The organism is Sphingomonas sp. (assembly GCF_035758555.1).
GTDB lineage: Bacteria > Pseudomonadota > Alphaproteobacteria > Sphingomonadales > Sphingomonadaceae > Sphingomonas_B.
The window spans coordinates 1-18,127 of sequence record NZ_DASTXI010000099.1 but is presented as its reverse complement, the minus strand read 5'-3'; the positions used below and the strand labels follow the sequence as shown (position 1 = coordinate 18,127).

General features: G+C 66.9%; 17 protein-coding genes. 4 read left to right on the top strand and 13 right to left on the bottom strand.

Annotated features, from left to right (window positions below):
* Nucleotides 1-50: 50 nt before the first annotated feature.
* From VFT73_RS06010 to lgt, 8 genes are all read right to left on the bottom strand, one after another.
* Complete coding sequence (locus VFT73_RS06010; RefSeq protein ID WP_326409256.1) at nt 51-992, bottom strand: MlaD family protein; 942 nt, start codon at nt 990-992, stop codon at nt 51-53.
* Nucleotides 992-1,792: an ABC transporter ATP-binding protein gene (locus VFT73_RS06005; protein WP_326409255.1), complete on the bottom strand. Its 801-nt coding sequence runs from the start codon at nt 1,790-1,792 to the stop codon at nt 992-994. Before VFT73_RS06005 ends, VFT73_RS06010 begins: the two co-directional genes overlap by 1 nt.
* The gene (locus tag VFT73_RS06000; RefSeq protein WP_326409254.1) at nt 1,789-2,898 is read right to left on the bottom strand and encodes an ABC transporter permease; all 1,110 of its coding nucleotides are present in this window, start codon (nt 2,896-2,898) and stop codon (nt 1,789-1,791) included. The genes VFT73_RS06005 and VFT73_RS06000 overlap by 4 nt, the downstream gene beginning before the upstream one ends.
* A 171-nt stretch (nt 2,899-3,069) precedes the next feature.
* A complete protein-coding gene (locus VFT73_RS05995) occupies nt 3,070-4,380 on the bottom strand; it encodes a cystathionine gamma-synthase family protein (RefSeq protein ID WP_326409253.1) in 1,311 nt (436 codons plus the stop codon).
* 121 nt (nt 4,381-4,501) lie between these two features.
* Complete coding sequence (pgeF, locus tag VFT73_RS05990; protein WP_326409252.1) at nt 4,502-5,275, bottom strand: peptidoglycan editing factor PgeF; 774 nt, start codon at nt 5,273-5,275, stop codon at nt 4,502-4,504.
* Nucleotides 5,272-5,787: a GNAT family N-acetyltransferase gene (locus tag VFT73_RS05985; RefSeq protein WP_326409251.1), complete on the bottom strand. Its 516-nt coding sequence runs from the start codon at nt 5,785-5,787 to the stop codon at nt 5,272-5,274. Before VFT73_RS05985 ends, pgeF begins: the two co-directional genes overlap by 4 nt.
* Entirely contained in the window at nt 5,784-6,758 is a 975-nt protein-coding gene (locus VFT73_RS05980; protein WP_326409276.1) for a class I SAM-dependent methyltransferase, read from the bottom strand. Before VFT73_RS05980 ends, VFT73_RS05985 begins: the two co-directional genes overlap by 4 nt.
* A 186-nt stretch (nt 6,759-6,944) precedes the next feature.
* A complete protein-coding gene (gene lgt / locus VFT73_RS05975; protein WP_326409250.1) occupies nt 6,945-7,805 on the bottom strand; it encodes a prolipoprotein diacylglyceryl transferase in 861 nt (286 codons plus the stop codon).
* Nucleotides 7,806-7,869: 64 nt separating this feature from the next.
* On the opposite strand from lgt, the gene VFT73_RS05970 reads away from it, so the two are divergent.
* Nucleotides 7,870-9,573, top strand: coding sequence for a class I adenylate-forming enzyme family protein (locus VFT73_RS05970; RefSeq protein WP_326409249.1), 1,704 nt, complete (start codon nt 7,870-7,872; stop codon nt 9,571-9,573).
* Between the two features lie 110 nt (nt 9,574-9,683).
* Nucleotides 9,684-10,391: a PEPxxWA-CTERM sorting domain-containing protein gene (locus VFT73_RS05965; protein WP_326409248.1), complete on the top strand. Its 708-nt coding sequence runs from the start codon at nt 9,684-9,686 to the stop codon at nt 10,389-10,391.
* A 55-nt stretch (nt 10,392-10,446) separates the two neighbouring features.
* On the opposite strand, the gene VFT73_RS05960 is transcribed toward VFT73_RS05965, so the two are convergent.
* Nucleotides 10,447-11,178, bottom strand: coding sequence for a type II CAAX prenyl endopeptidase Rce1 family protein (locus VFT73_RS05960; RefSeq protein ID WP_326409247.1), 732 nt, complete (start codon nt 11,176-11,178; stop codon nt 10,447-10,449).
* 70 nt (nt 11,179-11,248) lie between these two features.
* Between VFT73_RS05960 and topA the strand changes: the two genes are divergently transcribed.
* Nucleotides 11,249-13,774 carry a type I DNA topoisomerase gene (gene topA / locus VFT73_RS05955; RefSeq protein WP_326409246.1) on the top strand — a complete coding sequence of 842 codons (2,526 nt, stop codon included), beginning with the start codon at nt 11,249-11,251 and terminating at the stop codon, nt 13,772-13,774.
* A 155-nt stretch (nt 13,775-13,929) separates the two neighbouring features.
* Nucleotides 13,930-14,244 carry a DUF167 domain-containing protein gene (locus tag VFT73_RS05950; RefSeq protein WP_326409245.1) on the top strand — a complete coding sequence of 105 codons (315 nt, stop codon included), beginning with the start codon at nt 13,930-13,932 and terminating at the stop codon, nt 14,242-14,244.
* Nucleotides 14,245-15,135: 891 nt separating this feature from the next.
* Here the strand turns inward: VFT73_RS05950 and VFT73_RS05945 are convergent.
* The 4 genes from VFT73_RS05945 to coaBC all read right to left on the bottom strand — a co-directional run.
* Complete coding sequence (locus VFT73_RS05945) at nt 15,136-15,720, bottom strand: YdeI/OmpD-associated family protein (protein ID WP_326409244.1); 585 nt, start codon at nt 15,718-15,720, stop codon at nt 15,136-15,138.
* 286 nt (nt 15,721-16,006) lie between these two features.
* Nucleotides 16,007-16,771, bottom strand: coding sequence for a HesA/MoeB/ThiF family protein (locus VFT73_RS05940; RefSeq protein ID WP_326409243.1), 765 nt, complete (start codon nt 16,769-16,771; stop codon nt 16,007-16,009).
* The gene (dut, locus tag VFT73_RS05935; protein WP_326409242.1) at nt 16,768-17,217 is read right to left on the bottom strand and encodes a dUTP diphosphatase; all 450 of its coding nucleotides are present in this window, start codon (nt 17,215-17,217) and stop codon (nt 16,768-16,770) included. The genes VFT73_RS05940 and dut overlap by 4 nt, the downstream gene beginning before the upstream one ends.
* Nucleotides 17,204-18,127 (bottom strand): bifunctional phosphopantothenoylcysteine decarboxylase/phosphopantothenate--cysteine ligase CoaBC (gene coaBC / locus VFT73_RS05930; protein WP_326409241.1); only part of this gene is annotated, 924 nt, incomplete at its 5' end. The genes coaBC and dut, both read right to left, overlap by 14 nt.

Sequence of the window (18,127 nt, the reverse complement as noted above, 5' to 3'; positions counted from 1 at the left end):
CTCGACTGCGCTCGAAACGAACGGATCAAATGATTTGAGCATCTCAGGCCTCATTTGGGCTCATAGTCCGGAAGCTTGCGGCTGCCGACCAGCGAGCCGGCGCCGCCGCGATTGAGCCGTTCGGCGACTCCGCTCAGGGCGTCGGCCATGTCGCGCAGGTCGCGGACCAGCAGGCCCACTTCCGGCAGCGTCTGCTTGGAGAAGGCCTGCACGCCCGGCCGCGCGTCCTTCAGCACGGCGTCGAGATTGTCCATGCTGCTGCGCGCGCGGGCGATCGTCTCGCGCAGGTCGATCAGCAGCGGACGGCCCTGTTCGTCGAGCAGCTGGTTGGTGGTGCCGGCGAGCTTGCCGATCTGTTCGGCTGCGTCACCGGCCTGCTTCACCGCGACGCGCGTTTCGGCCAGCGTCGCCGCGATCTCGGGCCCGCGATCGGCCAGGCTGCCGCTCAGCCGGTCGACATTCTTCAGGATGCTCGCGATCGAGGCCTGGTTCTGATCCGACAGCAGCAAGGTCAACCGTTCGGTCAGGGTCGATAATCGCTCCAGCAATTGCGGTGCGCTGTTGAGGAGCGCGCCGAGGCCGCCGGCCTTGGTGGGAATGACGGGCGCGCCGGCCGGTCCGATCTCTGTGATCGGCGGGTTGCCCTTCTGCGCGCCTTCCAGCAGCAGCGTCGACACGCCGGTGAAGCTGCCCTGGATCGTCGCCGTCGTGCCGACCAGCACCGGCACGTCCGCCCCGATCGAGATGCGGACGCGGACGAAATTCGGGTCGTCCTTCCAGATCTTGATGTCCTCGACCTGGCCGACGGGCACGCCGCGATAGCTGACGCTCGATCCCTTCGCGAGACCTTCGACCGATTGCTTGAAGAAGATGTCGTAGACCTTCTGGTCGCTGTCGGAGACGCGGGCGAGCCAGATGGTGAACACCGCCGCAGCCAGCAGCAGGATCAGCACCACCGCTCCGACCAGGACGTGGTTCGAACGGGTCTCCATCAGCGCGTCACCTCAGCTTCTTCTCTTCGCTCTTCGGTGGCTGCTGCCATCCGCCCGCGCGGTCCCTTGAAATATTCCTGTATCCACGGATGGTCCAATGCCAATAGTTCCGGGATCGTTCCAACCGCGATCACTTTCTTGTCGGCCAGCACCGCGACGCGGTCGCAGATCGCGTAGAGCGTGTCGAGGTCATGGGTGATCAGGAAGACGGTCAGGCCAAGCGTGTCGCGCAGGCTTTTGGTCAGCTCGTCGAAATGGGCGGCGCCGATCGGATCGAGCCCGGCGGTCGGTTCGTCGAGGAACAGCAATTCGGGATCGAGCGCCAGCGCGCGGGCGATGCCGGCGCGCTTACGCATGCCGCCCGACAGTTCGGCCGGATATTTGGGACCCGCCTCGGGCGACAGGCCGGTCATCACCACCTTGTAGGCGGCAATCTCGTTCAACAGCTGCTGGCTGAGATCGGGATAGAATTCGCGCAAGGGGACCTGCACGTTTTCGGCCACCGTCAGCGTCGAGAACAGCGCGCCGCCCTGGAACAGCACGCCCCAGCGCTTGCGCAGCTCGACGGTCTCCGCCTCGGTGCGATCGACGATCGGCTCGCCGAACACCTCGATCTCGCCGGCATCGGGCGTCTGCAGTCCGATGATCGAGCGCATCAACACAGATTTGCCGGTGCCGGAGCCGCCGACGACGCCCAGGATCTCGCCCTTGAAGACGTCCAGGTCCAGATCCTCGTGGACGACCTGGTCGCCGAAGCTGTTCCTGAGGCCCCGGACGCGGATGACCGGCTCGTCGCTCATATCCAGCCGATCCGTTCGAAGAAGACGGCGAAGAACGCGTCGATGACGATGACCAGGAAGATCGCCTGGACGACGGCGGCGGTGGTGCGCAGGCCGACCTGCTCGGCATCGCCTTCGACCTGCATGCCCTGGAAGCAGCCGGTCAGCGCGATGATCGCGCCGAACACGGGCGCCTTGACCATGCCGACCCAGAGGTCGGTGATCGGCACCACTTCGCGCAGCCGCGTGACGAAGGTGACCGGCGGGATATCGAGCGATATCCAGCAGAAGATGCCGCCGCCGACGATCGTTATCACCGAGGAATAAAAACCGAGGAGCGGCATCATCACCACCGCGGCAAGCACGCGGGGCAGCACCAGCGCTTCCATCGGCGAGACGCCGATCGTGCGCATCGCGTCGACTTCCTCGGTCAGCTTCATCGTGCCGATCTGGGCGGCGAATGCGGAGCCGGAGCGGCCGGCGACCATGATCGCGGTCATCAGAACCCCCAGCTCGCGCAAGGTGATGCGGCCGATCAGGTTGATGGTCAGGAATTCGGCGCCGAATTGCTGCAGCTGCACCGCGCCCTGCTGCGCGATGACGATGCCGATCAGGAAGCTCATCAGCCCGATGATGCCGAGCGCGGAGACGCCGACCACCTCGAACCGCTGGATCACCGCGTTCCAGCGGAAACGGCGCGGATGGGTCATGACGGCGAAGGCCGAGACGATCATGCCGCCAAAGAAGCCGAGCAGGCCGAGCAGCGTGCGGCCCGCCTGGGCGACGGCGGCGCCGATCTCTTCCAGCACGCGGTAGAAGGACGGCAACGCTTCGGGGCGCACCTTGACCGGCTGGTCGGCGCGATCGACCTCGGCGAGCAGCCGCTGCGCGTCCTCACTCGCGCCTTCGATCTTCGCATCGTGCTCGCGGGCGAAGCGCCGGACGATCCAGGCGCCGATCGTGTCGATGCGGTCGGCGCCGCTCAGGTCGACGGTATCGACGGAACCTGCGATGGAGCTCAGCCGGTCGGGCAGGTCGCGGACCCGCGCCAGCGTCAGCGCGCCCGAAAACCGGACGACCCGCCCGCCGGCGTCACTCTCCTCGACGAAGTCGGCAGGCGCATCCATCTCGTTACCAGTGCGAGATAATCCCGCCAGGGGCAAGACGTTCCCTCGCGTTCACCCCTCCCCTTCAGGGGAGGGGCAGGGGGTGGGCGCGCGCGTCTGCGCGCCAAAAAGACTCTTAAGAGGCCGGACTGCCCCACCCCAACCCCTCCTCAGAAGGGGAGGGGCTTTGGTTCAGACCGCCGCCAGCGCCTGCTCGAAATCCGCGATCAACTCGTCGGCATCCTCGACCCCGATCGAGATGCGGACGAGGTTGTCGGTGATCCCCAGCGCCTTCTTGCGCTCCTCTGGCACGGACAGGTGCGTCATGCCGGCCGGGTGCGAGGCGAGCGTCTCGGTGCCGCCCAGGCTGACCGCCAGCTTCGCGATCTTCAGCGCGTCGAGGAAGCGGAAAGCTTCCGCTTCGCCGCCCTTCAGGAACAGCGAGAAAGTCGAGCCGGCGCCGGTGCAGTGGCGCTTGTAGATGTCGGCCTGGCGGTCTCCTTCCAGGAAGCCGAGATAGCCGACATGCTCGACCTTCGGGTGGTCGCGGAGAAACGCGCAGACCTTGGCGGCATTCTCTCCGGCGCGCGTCATGCGCAGCTCCAGCGTTTCCAGCGAACGGAGCAGCATCCAGGCGGTGTTCGGGTCGGTGATCGTGCCGATCGTGTTGCGCATCAGCCGGATCGGATCGATCAGCGCCTTCTTGCCGACGACGCCGCCCGCAACGAGGTCGCTATGGCCGCCGGCATATTTGGTCAGCGAATAGACGACCAGGTCCGCGCCATGCTTCAGCGGCTGCTGCCAGAGCGGGCCGAGGAAGGTGTTGTCGATCGCGATCGGCGGCGCATCCGGACCCTTGCCGAAGATTGCGTCGCGGCTGGCGGCGACCGCTTCGACATCGACCAGCGCGTTGGTCGGGTTGGCCGGGCTTTCGAGGTAGATCAGCGACACATGGCCCTCGGCGGCCTTCTTCATCACTGCGTCGATCTCCTCGCGGGTCGCGCCGGCCGGGAAGTCCAGGAAATTGACGCCGAACCTGCCAAGGATGCGCGCAATCAGCGTTTCGGTCGCCGCATAAAGCGGGCCCGAATGGACGATCGTGTCGCCGGGCTTGACCGTCGCCAGCAGCAGGGTTGCGATTGCGGACATGCCCGACGAGAAGCTCAGCGCTTCCTCGGCATCTTCCCAGACGCTGAGACGGTCTTCCAGGATTTCCTGGTCCGGCCCGTTGAAGCGCGAATAGACCAGGCCCTCGGCGCCCCCTGGCCGTTTGCCGGTCACGCCCTCGAAATGGCGCTTGCCGGCGGCGGCGTTTTCGAAAACGAACGTCGAAGTCAGGAAGATCGGCGGCTTCAGCGAGCCTTCCGACAGCATCGGGTCATAGCCATGGCCCATCATCAGCGTCGAAGGCTTCAGCCTGCGGCCGTTGATCGTGTCGATATCCGGCTTGGGTTTGCGCCGCGGCGTCGTGCCGGTCAGCTGGGCTTCGGTTTCCTTGGTCATTCTTTGCTCCGAACGGGAGGGTGAAGGGCCTCTAGCCCGGCCCGAAGCAATCGTCACCCCGGCCTTAGCCGGGGTCTACCTTCATCATAGCAACGGACCGCAAAGGAAGGTGGATCCCCGGTCAAGCCCGGGATGACTGGCCGCAACCGATCAGCGAAATCTGACGGCCATAGTCCGGCTCGCCGCGGTGGGTGGCGCGGCGGAAGCTGTAGAAGCGGCTTTCGTCCGCATAGGTGTCGAGTCCGAGCGCGTCGACGCGGGCGATGCCGGCGCTGGCGAGACGTGCGGCGACATAGGCTTCGAGATCGAAGCGATGATGCCCCGGCCGGCCCGCGGCGAAGAAGCGTTCGTTTTCCGGATCCGCCTGCTCGAAGCGGCGCGCGAACGCATCGTCCACTTCGTAGGACGCGCGGGCAATGCATGGCCCGATTGCTGCCGCGATCCGCTCGCGCCGGGCGCCGAGCCGTTCCATTGCGGCGACAGCCGAGTCGGTGATGCCGGCGAGCGCGCCTTTCCATCCGGCGTGTGCGGCCCCGACCACTCCCGCTTCGGCATCGGCCAGCAGCACCGGCGCGCAGTCGGCGGTCAGGATGCCGAGCAGCAGGCCCGGTCGGTCGGTGACGATCGCGTCCGCCTTGGGCCGGTCCGCCAAGCTCCAGGGCTCGGCGGCCACGCAGTCGGCTGAATGGATCTGGTAGACGGTGACCAGCCGCGCCTCCGGCATCAGGGCGGTCACCGCCCGCCGGCGATTCTCCTCGATCGCGGCTGGATCGTCGCCCGATCCGGTGCCGACGTTCAGTCCGGCGCACACGCCGGTCGAAACGCCCCCGCGCCGGCCGAGAAAGCCGTGCGGCACCGCGTCCAGCAGCGGCGAGCGGATGACCTCGACGCTCACAGCGCCAGCCGCATGATCAGGTCGCGATCGGTCTGGTTGCCGGTCTGGAACGCATAGTCGCCGATATGCTTGAACCCATAGCGCGCATAGAAGCGCATCGCCCGATGGTTCTCTTCCCAGACGGTCAGCAGCAGTTCGTCGGCGCCGAGTTCGCGGGCGGTGCCGATCGTCCAGTCCATCAGCAACTGCGCGATGCCTGCGCCCTGCCAGGGCTGTGCGACGTAGAGTTGGCTGAGCTGCCGCGCGCGCGGGCCGAAATTTCCTGCGGGCAGCCACGGCTCCGACAGCTTGGCATAGCCGGCAATGGCATCGCCGTCCTTCGCCAGCCGGAAGCGGTGCGCGGGATCGACAAGGTGCCGCAGCAGCGCGCCGTTCGGGCCATAGGCTTGGGCCAGATACAGCGCCATGTCCGCGGCCGAGCAGCTGTGGCGGAAGGTATCGACCCAACAGGCGCGCGCCATCGCGTCGAGCGCCGGGCCGTCGGCGGGCGTCGCATCCATGTAGCGGATCATGCGGCGAACCCCGCCGGTTCCGGCCAGTCGCGGCCGGTCAGCGCCAATGCCTTGAACAGCGTGCCCATCGCATCGGCCCCGGTCAGCCGTTCCATTGCGGCAGCGATCTCGTCGCGGCGAGCGGGCGCGGACTGCGCCAACCGCTCGGCGCGGGCACGGATACCGAGCGCTTCCAGCAGCGCGCCCTGTCCGACAGGCCCGTAGCTGCGCGCGCCTTCGGCTCGTGCCGCTTCGGCAAGCGTTGCTAAATCGACATGCGCGGTCAGGTCGCGCTCGCCCGGCTCCTCGAACGGATTGGCATAGGCGTGACCGCGCACCGCCTGAAGCGTGTCGCCGACCGCCGGGCCTTCATAGCCATAGTCGACGATCAGCGCCGCGCCGCCTTGCGCCGCCAGCCGGTGCCCGAGTTGCCGCGCGATCGCGGCAGACGCGGGCGAGGTCTCGATGATGCTGCCGATCGGAGCCTCACGCAGGGCGTCGGGCAGGATTGCGTCGAGCGGCGGCCCGCTCGCGACCGGCACGAATAAAGGCTGCGACCAGCCGAGATGCCGTTCCCGCCAGCCATCTCCGGTACGCACGAGCTGGCGAATGGGGAGGGCGTCGAAGAACTCGTTGGCGACGATCAGCAGCGGGCGGTCGTCGGGAAGGGACTCGACGCCGTCGTGGAATGTCGCGCCCGGCAGACGCTCGCGCTGTCGCTCGCGCAAGGCCGGACTCGTCTCGACGAAATGCACCGGCGGCTCCAGTCCTGTACTTTTCATCGCTCGCAGCGCGTCGGCGGCCAGCGTGCCGCGGCCGGGCCCAAGCTCGACATAACGCACATCCGGCCTGTCGGCGCGGCTCCACAGATCGGCGAGCCACAGGCCGATCAGCTCGCCGAACATCTGGCTGATCTCCGGCGCGGTCGTGAAGTCGCCCGCCGCGCCCAGCGGATCGCGCGTCGCGTAATAATGCCGGTTCGCCGCCGCCATGAAATGTGCGACCGGGATCGGCCCGTTCACGACGATCGCGGCCGCCAGTGCGTCGGTGCAGGTGAGGGGAGATGATTCCACTGGCCGCCCATATCCGTTCGCTTCGAGCGAAGTCGAGAAGCATGTCCTGAGCTAGCCGAAGGGCGTATCTCGGCTTCGCTCGATACGAACGGCCTCGTTATGCGCTCAGGCCACGCTCTCCGTGCCCGCGACCGGCTCCACCCGCTGGCGGCGGCCCTTGGCGGTCAGGATCAGGTAGAGGCCGAGCAGGATCAACGGCACGCTGAGCGTCTGGCCCATTGTCAGCCCCCATGACAGGTGCTCGAGGCCGGCATCGGGGTTGCGGACCTTTTCGAGGCCGAAGCGGGTGACGCCGTAGACCAGCGCGAAGGTGCCGACCAGCTTGCCGGGCTGGTAGCGCGCGTCGGTCTTCCAGAACAGGAACCACAGGATCGCGAACAGGATGATGCCTTCGCCCGCGGCTTCGTAGAGCTGGCTGGGATGGCGTGGCAGGGGACCGGCATTGGGGAACACGATCGCCCAGGGCACGGTCGTCGGCCGCCCCCACAGCTCGCCGTTCACGAAGTTCGCCAGCCGCCCGAAGAACAGCCCGAAGGGCACGCAGCAGGCGACATAATCGTGCACGCGCAGCCAGTTGAGCTTGTTCTTGCGGACGACATAGGTGAGCCCCAGCACGACGCCGATCAGCCCCCCGTGGAACGACATGCCGCCTTCCCACAGCTTCAGCACGTCGACCGGGTGCAGCAGCATGTCCGGCTTGTAGAACAACACATAGCCGATCCGCCCGCCCAGGATGATGCCCAGCGTCACGTAGAACACCAGGTCTTCGGCATGGCGCTTCGCCATCGGCGCGCCGGGCTGGGCGAGCAGTTTCGTCAGGTACCACCAGCCGGCGAAGATGCCCGCGATATAGGCCAGCGAATACCATTTGATCTGGAAGAAGCCGAGGTCGAGCGCGACCGGGTTCAGGCCCAGCTGGTCGAAATGGAGATAGCCGGCGGCGTCGGCGAGAATGGGCAGGATCAAGGCTTTTCCCCAGCGATTTCGGCCTGCATAGTGGCGGCAACGATAAAGCCAAGAGGTGAGAAGGATGCCGTCAGAGCTAGACAAGCGGCTCGATGCGATCATGGACCAGCTGACCGGCCCCGGCGGCCAGCTGGCGCTGACCACGATCGAGCAGGACGGCGTCACCCTGCCGATGATCGCGGTCGCCCCGCCGGCGCTGCCGCATTATTTCGCCTGGTTCTGCGCGCAGCACGGCGCCGTCGAATTCCTGGTCTGCGGCGACGAACGGCTGACCTTCGCCCAGGTTTACGAGCAGGCGCAGGCCGTGGCGAACGCGCTGGTGACGGGCTTCGGAGTCGAGAAGGGCGACCATATCGGCATCGCCGCCCGCAACGCGCCGTCCTGGATCGTGCTCTACATGGGCATATTGATGGCGGGCGGCGTCGCCAGCCTGCTGAACGGCTGGTGGACCGGTGCCGAGCTGGCCGACGCCGTCGACATGACCGACACCAGGCTGGTCTTCGCCGATCCGCCGCGCGCCGAGCGGCTCGCCGAGGCGAAGCACGGCGCGACCGTCGTGACGCTCGACGTCGGCCGTCCGCTCGCCCAGGCGCTGGAACCCGTGCTGGGACGCGGCGCCGGCGACGCGGCGCTGCCGGAGCTGACCGGCGACGACATCGCGACGATCCTGTTCACCTCCGGCTCGACCGGCCGGTCCAAGGGCGCGATCTCGACCCACCGCGCGGTGCTGCAGGGCACGTTCAACTATATCGCCCAGTCGCTGATGTCGCTGCAGCTGATGACCCAGATGGGCGAGGCATCGACCTTGCAGCCGGCGACCCTGCTCAACGTGCCGCTGTTCCACGTCACCGCCGAAATACCGGTGATGCTGCAGAGCTTCGCGATCGGCCGCAAGCTGGTGATCATGGGCAAATGGGATGCCGAGGACGCGATGCGGCTGATGGAGAAGGAGAAGATCACTTACTTCGTCGGCGTGCCGCTGATGAGCTTCGAGATCCTGACCCACCCGAACCGCCGCAAATACGACCTCTCCACGGTGCGGGACTTCGCCGCCGGCGGCGCGCCGCGGCCGGTCGAGCATGTCAAGCGGATCGAGGACGAGATGGGCGGCGCCAAGCCGCTGATCGGCTATGGCCTGACCGAAACCAACGCCGTCGGCTGCGGCAATTTCCGGGAGAATTACCTCGCCAAGCCCAATTCGACCGGCCGCGCCTCGCGCCCGCTGGTCGATCTGGCGATCCTCGACGATGCCGGCGACCCGGTCCGCCAAGGCGAGCGGGGCGAGGTGTGCATCCGCTCCGTCTGCAACTTCCTGCACTACTACAAGAACCCGGAAGCGACCGCGGAGGCGTTCACCGCCGACCGCTATTTCCGCTCCGGCGACGTCGGCTATCTGGACGAGGACGGCTATCTGTTCATCGTCGACCGCAAGAAGGACATCATCATCCGCGGCGGCGAGAATATCAGCTGCCAGGAAGTCGAAGCGGCGTTCTACGAGAACGAGGACGTGGCCGAGGTCGCGGTGTTCGGCATCGCCGATCCCCGGTTCGGCGAGGTGCCCGGCGCGGTCGTCCACGCCGCCGACGGCAGGACGCTGACGGTCGAGGGCCTGCGCGCGTTCCTCGCCTCCCGCCTCGCCGCCTTCAAGATCCCCGATCGCATCTGGATCGCGCCGGACCCCTTGCCGCGCCTCGGCACGGAGAAAATCGACAAGGTCACGATCCGCAACCACTACCGCGCCATCGCCGCCCAAAGCGCCGCGGCGTGAGCATTGTCCCATTCGGGGACGGATTGTTAACCATCCGCCTTGACCCGACTCAGAGGCGGTGAGACCCTTTTGCGCCGCTCATTCCAGGCGGCTCAGAAGGGGGGTTTTCGATGCGTAAACTCGTCCTGACGGCCCTTGCGGCCACGGCCTTTGCCGCGCCCGCCGGTGCCTCGATCGTCTACAGCAACAATTTCGACGCTGAAAATGGCGGCAATACCGCGCTCAACTACAACAGCTTCGACGGCCTGACGGTTACGGACGGCACGGTCGATCTGGTCAAATCCGGCGATTTCGGGATCAGCTGCCCCGGGGGAGCGGGCGCCTGTGTCGATCTGGACGGCTCGACCGGCAACTCCGGGCTGGTGTCCAGCAACTCCTATGCTTTTAACGCCGGCGAACGCGTTGCATTGAGCCTGTTGTTCAGCGGCAACCAGCGCGGCGCGCCATCGGACAATTTCTCGCTCCATTTCTACTTCGCCACGCCGGTAAGCGGGACGTACGGATATCGATCCGGGTTTTTCGGCAATGTCGATTTCGGCACGTTCACAGACGTGCCCGAGCTGAGGCTTTCCTTCATTAACATTCCGCCGAATTTTGCAGCGACGGATGTCACGTTCTTTTTCGATCCGGCGAATGGCGGAAGCGCGACATTCGCTCTCGAAGATCTTGACAACGACAATGTCGGCATCGTCATCGACAACCTGGCGCTGAGCGTCGGCGCGATACCGGAGCCAGCGACCTGGGCGATGGTGATCGCAGGCTTCGGCCTGGCCGGCATGGCGGTCCGCCGTCGCCGCCCGGCGCTCGCGATCGCTTGACTTGAGGCCGACCCCGCCGGGTTAAGAGTCGGCGGGGTTGGTCCTCGTTCGACGGTCAGCCTGCAAGCCAGGCAATCAGGTGCGCGACGGCGTGGGCGATCATCGCGGCCTCGAGCCCTCGCCGCCAGAATAGCCATCCGAAGAGCAGGCCAGGCAAGGCGTTGCCGGCCAGCACGGCGGCAATCAACCAGGCTGGCGGCGACCCGGCGAGCAGAAACAGCAAAGGCAGATGGCCGGCCGCGAACAGCAGCGCCGCAAGCGCGATGGCGGCCCAATAGATGCCGGCGGACGGGACTTGCGGACGACCGGCCAGCCGCCACATTGCCCAGCCAAAGAGGGAAACAAGGCCCCAGCGGGTCAGCAGTTCTTCGGCGATGCCGCCATAAAGAAGCCGCGTAACAAGCGGCGGGTCGAAGGCGGCGAGCCGTTGGGCGACAGGGCCGGCGCCCGCCATCGGCGTGGCCGCGTAATATCGATAGGCGATCAGCACGGCGGCGGTCACAAGCCCGACGAGGATGGCCGGGCCGGCTTGCCGGCGCAGGACCGGCCCCGGCGCTTGTCGCCGCGCGAGCGCCGTCGACAGCGGAGCCTCCAGGCCCACGCGCGGCGCAAGGACGGCTCCGATCCCAACGGCAGCGGCGACAAGGATTGCGGGTTGAATCAGGGCGAGCGCGCGCAACAGCAGCCGCGGAAGCGGATTTGCGGGTACGAGTTGTTCGATCGGCAAGGCGAGAAGGGACAGCACGCCGGCCGCTCCTCCGATCGCCAGCACATGCCAGGTCCGCATATACCACCCCGCTTGACGCCGCCCGCATCGCTTCTCCACCCTCGCGCGTACGTACGTAAAGGTTTTTCGAATGCAGCTTGTCATCGTCGAATCGCCGGCCAAGGCGAAGACCATCGAGAAATATCTCGGCCGCGATTACCGCGTCCTCGCCTCCTACGGCCATATCCGCGACCTGCCGCCCAAGGACGGCTCGGTCGATCCGGACAATGGCTTCGCGATGGAGTGGGAGACCTATGGCGACAAGGCGCGGCAGCTCAAAGCCATCGCCGACGAGGCGAAGAAGGCCGATCGGCTGATCCTCGCCACCGACCCCGACCGCGAAGGGGAGGCGATCAGCTGGCACGTCCAGGAAGTGCTGAGGAAAAGGAAGGCGCTGCCCAAGGAAGTCGAGCGCGTCACCTTCAACGCGATCACCAAGGGCGCCGTCACCGAGGCAATGGCGAAGCCGCGCCAGCTCGATGAGGATCTGATCGACGCCTACAAGGCCAGGCGCGCGCTCGATTATCTCGTCGGCTTCACCCTGTCGCCGGTGCTGTGGCGCAAGCTGCCCGGCGCCAAGTCCGCGGGCCGCGTCCAGTCGGTCGCATTGCGGCTGATCGTCGATCGCGAGCGCGAGATCGAGACGTTCAGGGCTCAGGAATATTGGTCCGTCTTTGCCGATCTGGAACAGGACGGCACCCAGTTCCAGGCGCGCCTGGTTCGCTGGAAAGGCGACAAGATCGACCGGCTGACGATCGGCAAGGCCGGCGATGCCGAGGCCGCCAAGGCCGCGGTCGAGGCCGGCCGCTTCACCCTCGTCAGCGTCGAGACCAAGCCGCTCACCCGCAATCCGCCGCCGCCCTTCACCACCTCGACGCTGCAGCAGGAAGCGGCGCGCAAGCTGGGCTTCTCCGCCAGCCACACGATGCGGGTCGCGCAGAATCTCTACGAGGACGGCGCGATCACCTATATGCGCACCGACGGCGTGCAGATGGACGGCAGCGCCATTTCCGCCGCCCGCGCCGCGATCGCGAACCGCTATGACGGCAGCTATGTGCCGGACAAGCCACGCCAGTATCAGACCAAAGCCAAGAACGCGCAGGAAGCGCACGAGGCGATCCGCCCGACCGACTTCGGCCGCGACCAGGCCGGCTCCGGCGATCATGCGCGGCTGTACGAGCTGATCTGGAAACGCGCGCTCGCCAGCCAGATGGCCTCGGCGCGGCTGGAGCGGACCACCGTGGAGCTGGAGGACGGCACCGGCCAGACGGCGCTCCGCGCGACCGGTCAGGTTGTGCTCTTCCCCGGCTACCTCGCGCTGTACGAGGAGGGCCGCGACGATGCGGATGATGAGGAATCCCGCCGGCTGCCGCGCCTGTCCCAGGGCGACGCGCCGCTGAAGAAGGCGGTCCATGCCGAACAGCATTTCACCCAGCCGCCGCCGCGCTTCTCCGAAGCCAGCCTCGTCAAGCGGCTGGAGGAATTGGGCATCGGCCGCCCCTCGACCTACGCGTCGATCCTGCAGGTGCTGAAGGACCGCGAATATGTGCGCGTCGAGAGGAATCGATTCTTGCCCGAAGAAAGCGGGCGGCTGCTGACAGCTTTCCTGGAGCGCTTCTTCGAACGTTATGTCAGCTACGACTTCACCGCCGGGCTGGAGGAAGAGCTGGACGACGTCTCCGGCGGGCGGGCGCAGTGGCAGGCAGTGCTCGATGCCTTCTGGCGCGATTTCAAGCCCAAGACCGCGCAGGTGATGGAGCAGAAGCCGTCCGACATCACCGCCGCGCTGGACGAGTTCCTCGCGCCGTTCCTGTTCCCGCCCAAGGCCGACGGGTCGGACCCGCGACTCTGCCCCAATTGCGGTCAGGGCCAGCTGGGCCTGCGCGGCGGCCGCTTCGGCGCCTTCGTTGCCTGCTCCAATTATCCGGAGTGCAAATTCACCCGCCGCTTCGCGCAGGGCGGCGGCGAGGACGGCGCGAACGACAATGGCGATGTGGCGCTGGGGCAGGATCCCGCAACCGGCGCCGAGGTGTTCCGCAAGACCGGGCGCTTCGGCCCCTATGTCCAGCTCGGCGACGGCAAGGAGGCGAAGCGCGCCTCGATCCCCAAGGACATCGGCGAGCTCGACCTCGACTGGGCGCTGCGGCTGCTGAGCCTGCCGCGCACAATCGGCCCGCACCCGGAGACGGGCGCCCCGATCACCGCGTCGATCGGCCGCTACGGCCCCTATCTGGCGCACGAAGGCAAATACGCCCGGCTCGCCTCGACCGCCGAAGTCTTCGAAACCGGGATGAATGCCGCGGTCGCGAAGCTCGCCGATGCGGCCAAGGGCGGCCGTCCCCAGCGCGGCGCCGCGCGCGAGCCGTTGCGCGTGCTCGGCCCCCATCCGCGCACCGAGGCGGAGATCAGGCTGATGGAAGGCCGCTTCGGCCCCTATGTCACCGATGGCACCACCAACGCCACGCTTCCCAAGACGGTCGCTCCCGAAGCGCTGACGCTGGAGGAAGCCGCGCAATTGCTCGACGCCCGCGCGGCCGCGGGTCCCGCGAAGAAAAAAGGCAGGGGCAGCGCAAAGAAAGCGCCGGCGAAGAAGGCGGCGCCCAAGAAGCGGGGGTGAGCCGTGCGCTCCCTCACCGTTCGTCTCGAGCGAAGTCGAGAGACGCATCCCCGCGCGTGACTGATTCCGTTCGTCTCGAGCGAAGTCGAGAGACGCATCCGCGCAGGGACCAGCGCTTCTCGACTACGCTCGAAGCAAACGGGGGATACTGACGCATGACCAACCCCTGGTCCCAAACCCCGGACGGCCTCCTCCTGACCGTCCGCGTCACGCCCAAGGCATCCCGCACAGCCATCACCGGCACTACGCTGCTCCCCGACGGCCGCACGGCCCTGAGCATCCGCCTGGCCGCCCCACCCGTCGACGGCGCCGCCAACACCGAACTGACCACCTTCCTCGCCAAGGCGCTGGGCGTACCCAAATCCGCAATCACCCTCGCCAGCGGGCAGACGGCGCGCTTGAAGACGCTGCGGATAGAGGGGCCGGCAGAAGCGGTGGCAGAGAGGCTGTGCGGCGCTTTGGAACGCTGACGCCCTTCCGCAAAATGCCCACTGGCGTCATCTGCCGGCCGAGTCTCGCGCCCGGTAAACACACTCTCGTTCACATTCTCTGTGTTCGTCCGCTAACGACCCATTGCGGACCTTTGGCAGACCGATAGAATCAGAGCGGGCCTGATTGGGAGCGTTAGTTGTTCTACTCGGATCGAGACAAGTTCGTCACTTATGACACTCAGCGTGGCCTTGAGCTTAGAACGGGAACAGGAGCGTATTCTCACAGGACATTTTGGCTAACGCGAGGTGAGGAGCAAGTTCAGATTTCGACCGAGTTCGCCTCGAGGCGTCCGACCGAGGCGGAACAGCGGGAAATTCCCGGTTTGCAGAGCGTCATAAGGTGGAATGTTCTATTTCCAAGCGGACCTATGCTCGACTTAACTCTTGCGGAAACGAGAGAGGCGATCTCTGGCCTACTTTCAGTCTATAAAACAAATCACGATGATAATCATCGGATACCGGTGGACGTGGTGTTTGATGAGCCGGGCTTTCCTCCGGGGATTGAATGACCTGCGAGTTGCATGTCCGTAGCGACATCAAGTCCGCAATCCACCCATTCCAGTCGTTGGACGCGAAATCTTGGTGTCGCGGGTCGAAGGTCCGGAAGTGGTGGATTGCAGCCAGTCTCCGTCATCCCCGCGAAAGCGGGGATCCCGCTACTTTCCTTTCTGGCTTCGTGAGCTTCGTGCCCTTCGTGCGAGACCAATTTCGCACAAGGAGCGCAAAGAGCACGAAGAAGCGGGATTCCCGCTTTCGCGGGAATGACGAAAAGTGGCGGCTATAGGGCGCTCCCGGAAATGGCATCCTTCTTGAACGAATGTCCGGCCTACGGCTGGCGAAAGTCCATCCGACGCGCGCAACCGACTAGTCTCAGCCGTGCACTGTCTCGCGCCGCTCCAGCATGGCGACGAAGGCTGCGATCTTGCGTGCCCTGGTCTCGGGCTTCTTCACGGCGCCTATGCGATACAGGATCGCGTACCGGTTCGCGCCGCTCAGCGTCTCGAAAAACGCAGCCGCTTCAGGGCTTTGATCCAGTGCCGCTTGAAGGTCCGCCGGCACCTCAGCCGTGCTCGCCGGAGCATAGGCTGCGTCCCACCTGCCATCTGACTTGGCAGCCTCGACCTGCGCCAGCCCGCCTGGGTGCATCCGGCCGGCCTCGATGAGCTCGGTCGCGCGCGTGCGGTTAACCTGCGACCATTTGCTGCGAGCCTTGCGCGGCGTGAAGCGAACGAGCCAATGCTCGTCGTCATACTTGTCAAGCTGGCCATCGATCCAGCCGTGGCAGAGCGCCGCATCGATCGCCTCGATTTTCGTCACGCTGCTATGGCCCGAGCCTGTCTTCGCCAGCTTGAGCCAAAGCCCTTTCGCGTTCGCGGGCTGGGCTTCCAGCCAGCGTTCCAGGACGCTGGCGTCGGGAAATGCGATGATCGGCAGGCCGGCGCGCTCTTCGGTCATTACTCGATCCCTATCGGCCGAGGCGCGGCACGTCCATCTGCCCGCCTCGATGGGAGATGGGCGAGGTCCCGCGGCTTGCGGCTCGCAAGGCGCGCAAGTGCTGTCCTACACCCCGCCCGATCCGCTAGCCTCGGCGCATCGCCGAATCGGGCTCGGTGCGGCTCTTTGATATGGTAGAAAATCGGGCGAAGCGGCTCATTCCGGAGAAGGGGAGATTTTCCGGAATCCATGTGAATGTCATCAAGGTCGTCCAGCTTGTCCACGTCGCCACTTTCGGCCCGGTCGGTTAGGCCGGGCGGGCCCCGCACGCCTTGCAGGTCGGTTCCTTCGGGATGCGGATGGTGCGCAGCGTCGCGGTGATGCCGTCGAAGACATGGACCTTGCCGGCCGGGTCGGGGCCGAAACCGGTGATCGCGCGCACCGCCTCCATCGCCGCCCAGCTGCCGACCAGGCCGGCCATGGCGCCCAGCACGCCCTGTTCGGCGCAGGTGTCGCAATCGTCGGCGTCGAACGCGTCGCCGACGAAGCAGCGATAGCAGGGCTGGTCAGCCTCCCAGCCGCGGAACGTGCCGATCTGCCCCTGGAACTGCCCCAGTGCGCCGGAGACGAGCGGGATGCGCGCGCGCGTGACGTGATCCGAAACGGCGAGCCGGGTCGCGAAATTGTCGCAGCCGTCGAGGACCAGGTCGACCTCGCCGATCAGCGCGCCGGCATTGGCGCCGGTCAGCCGCTCCGCGACGCCTTCGAAAGCGACGTCCGGATTCAGTCGGGCCACCGCTTCCTGCGCCACCTCGACCTTCGGCCGGCCGATATCGCCGGTGCCGAACAGCGTCTGGCGCTGGAGGTTCGACAGGCTGACGGCATCGTCGTCGATCACCCTGAGCGCGCCGATGCCGGCGGCGGCGAGATACTGGATCGCGGGGCACCCGATCCCGCCCGCGCCGATCACCGCCACGCGCGCTTGCGCGAGCTTCACCTGCCCCGCGCCGCCAATCTCCTTCAGCACGATGTGGCGGGCGTAGCGATCGAGCTGTTCGTCGGAGAGAGTCACACGCCGGTCGATCCGAAGCCGCCGGCGCCGCGCCCCGTTTCGTCCAGCTCCTCGACTTGCGTAAAGCGGGCGCGCTGGACGGGGGCGGGGACGAGCTGGGCGATCCGGTCGCCGCGGCGGATGGCGAACGGCTCGGCGCCCAGATTGGCGAGGATCACCTTCACCTCGCCGCGATAATCCGCATCGATCGTGCCGGGCGTGTTCAGGCACGTGATGCCGTGCTTCAGCGCAAGGCCCGAGCGCGGGCGGACCTGGACCTCATAGCCGTCGGGAATGGCGATGGCGAAGCCCGTGGCGACGGCGTGGCGCGCGCCGGGGGACAAGGTCAGATCTTCGGCCGCGACCACGTCCATGCCCGCCGCATGCTCGGTCGCGTAGCAGGGCAGCGGCAGGCCATCGCCGTGCGGCAGGCGTTTCAGGCGGATCGCGATCTCAGGCGAGGGCATCGGCGATCCTGTCGGCCAGCAGGGCAGCGACCTGGTCCTTCGGCATCTCTTCCCAATCCTCCACGCCGGCTTCGGTGACGAGGTGCACGCGATTGTCCGCGCCGCCCATCACATCGCCGGAGACGTCGTTGGCGACGATCCAGTCCGCGCCCTTGCGCGCGCGCTTGTCGGTCGCGTTGGCGATCACGTCGTCGGTCTCGGCCGCGAAGCCCACCAGCAGCGCCGGGCGGCGCGGATCGGCGGCGAGAGCAGCCAGGATGTCGGGGTTCTCGGTAAGCGCGAGCGAGGGCGCTGCACCCTGCTTCTTGATCTTGGAGCTGCTTGGCTCGACCCGCCAGTCGGCGACCGCGGCGACCAGCACGGCGGCGTCGGCGGGCAGCGCGGTATCGACGGCCGCCGCCATCTCCCGCGCGGTCTCGACATCGATCCGGGTGACGCCCGCCGGCGTCGGCAGCGCGACCGGCCCGCTGACCAGCGTCACCCGCGCGCCGAGCCGGGCGAGGGCGGCTGCGATCGCGAAGCCCTGCTTTCCCGACGACCGGTTCGCGATGTAGCGCACCGGGTCGATCGGCTCATGCGTCGGCCCGGCGGTGACGATCACGTGCTTGCCGCTCAAGCGCCCGCCCGTCCCAAATGCGGCGTGGATCGCCCGGAGAATAGCCTCCGGTCCCGGCAGGCGTCCGGGCCCGAACTCGCCGCAGGCCATCGGGCCTTCGTCCGGTTCCAGCACCGTCACGCCGTCGGCGCGGAGGCGCTCGACATTGCGGCGGGTCGCGGCGTGCTGCCACATGCGCACGTTCATCGCCGGCGCGGCGAGCACGGGTTTGTCGGTCGCGAGCAGCAGCGTGGTCGCGAGATCGTCGGCAATCCCGGTAGCCATCCGCGCGAGCAGATCGGCGGTCGCGGGCGC

Coding starts and splice junctions, on each gene's coding strand:
- dut (WP_326409242.1), bottom strand. CDS start 17,217: ATGCCCTCGCCTGAGATCGCGATCCGCCTGAAACGCCTGCCGCACGGC.
- VFT73_RS05960 (WP_326409247.1), bottom strand. CDS start 11,178: ATGCGGACCTGGCATGTGCTGGCGATCGGAGGAGCGGCCGGCGTGCTG.
- VFT73_RS05965 (WP_326409248.1), top strand. CDS start 9,684: ATGCGTAAACTCGTCCTGACGGCCCTTGCGGCCACGGCCTTTGCCGCG.
- VFT73_RS06010 (WP_326409256.1), bottom strand. CDS start 992: ATGGAGACCCGTTCGAACCACGTCCTGGTCGGAGCGGTGGTGCTGATC.
- VFT73_RS06000 (WP_326409254.1), bottom strand. CDS start 2,898: ATGGATGCGCCTGCCGACTTCGTCGAGGAGAGTGACGCCGGCGGGCGG.
- VFT73_RS05950 (WP_326409245.1), top strand. CDS start 13,930: ATGACCAACCCCTGGTCCCAAACCCCGGACGGCCTCCTCCTGACCGTC.
- VFT73_RS05985 (WP_326409251.1), bottom strand. CDS start 5,787: ATGATCCGCTACATGGATGCGACGCCCGCCGACGGCCCGGCGCTCGAC.
- VFT73_RS05980 (WP_326409276.1), bottom strand. CDS start 6,758: ATGGCGGCGGCGAACCGGCATTATTACGCGACGCGCGATCCGCTGGGC.
- VFT73_RS05970 (WP_326409249.1), top strand. CDS start 7,870: ATGCCGTCAGAGCTAGACAAGCGGCTCGATGCGATCATGGACCAGCTG.
- VFT73_RS06005 (WP_326409255.1), bottom strand. CDS start 1,792: ATGAGCGACGAGCCGGTCATCCGCGTCCGGGGCCTCAGGAACAGCTTC.
- VFT73_RS05995 (WP_326409253.1), bottom strand. CDS start 4,380: ATGACCAAGGAAACCGAAGCCCAGCTGACCGGCACGACGCCGCGGCGC.
- VFT73_RS05945 (WP_326409244.1), bottom strand. CDS start 15,720: ATGACCGAAGAGCGCGCCGGCCTGCCGATCATCGCATTTCCCGACGCC.
- topA (WP_326409246.1), top strand. CDS start 11,249: ATGCAGCTTGTCATCGTCGAATCGCCGGCCAAGGCGAAGACCATCGAG.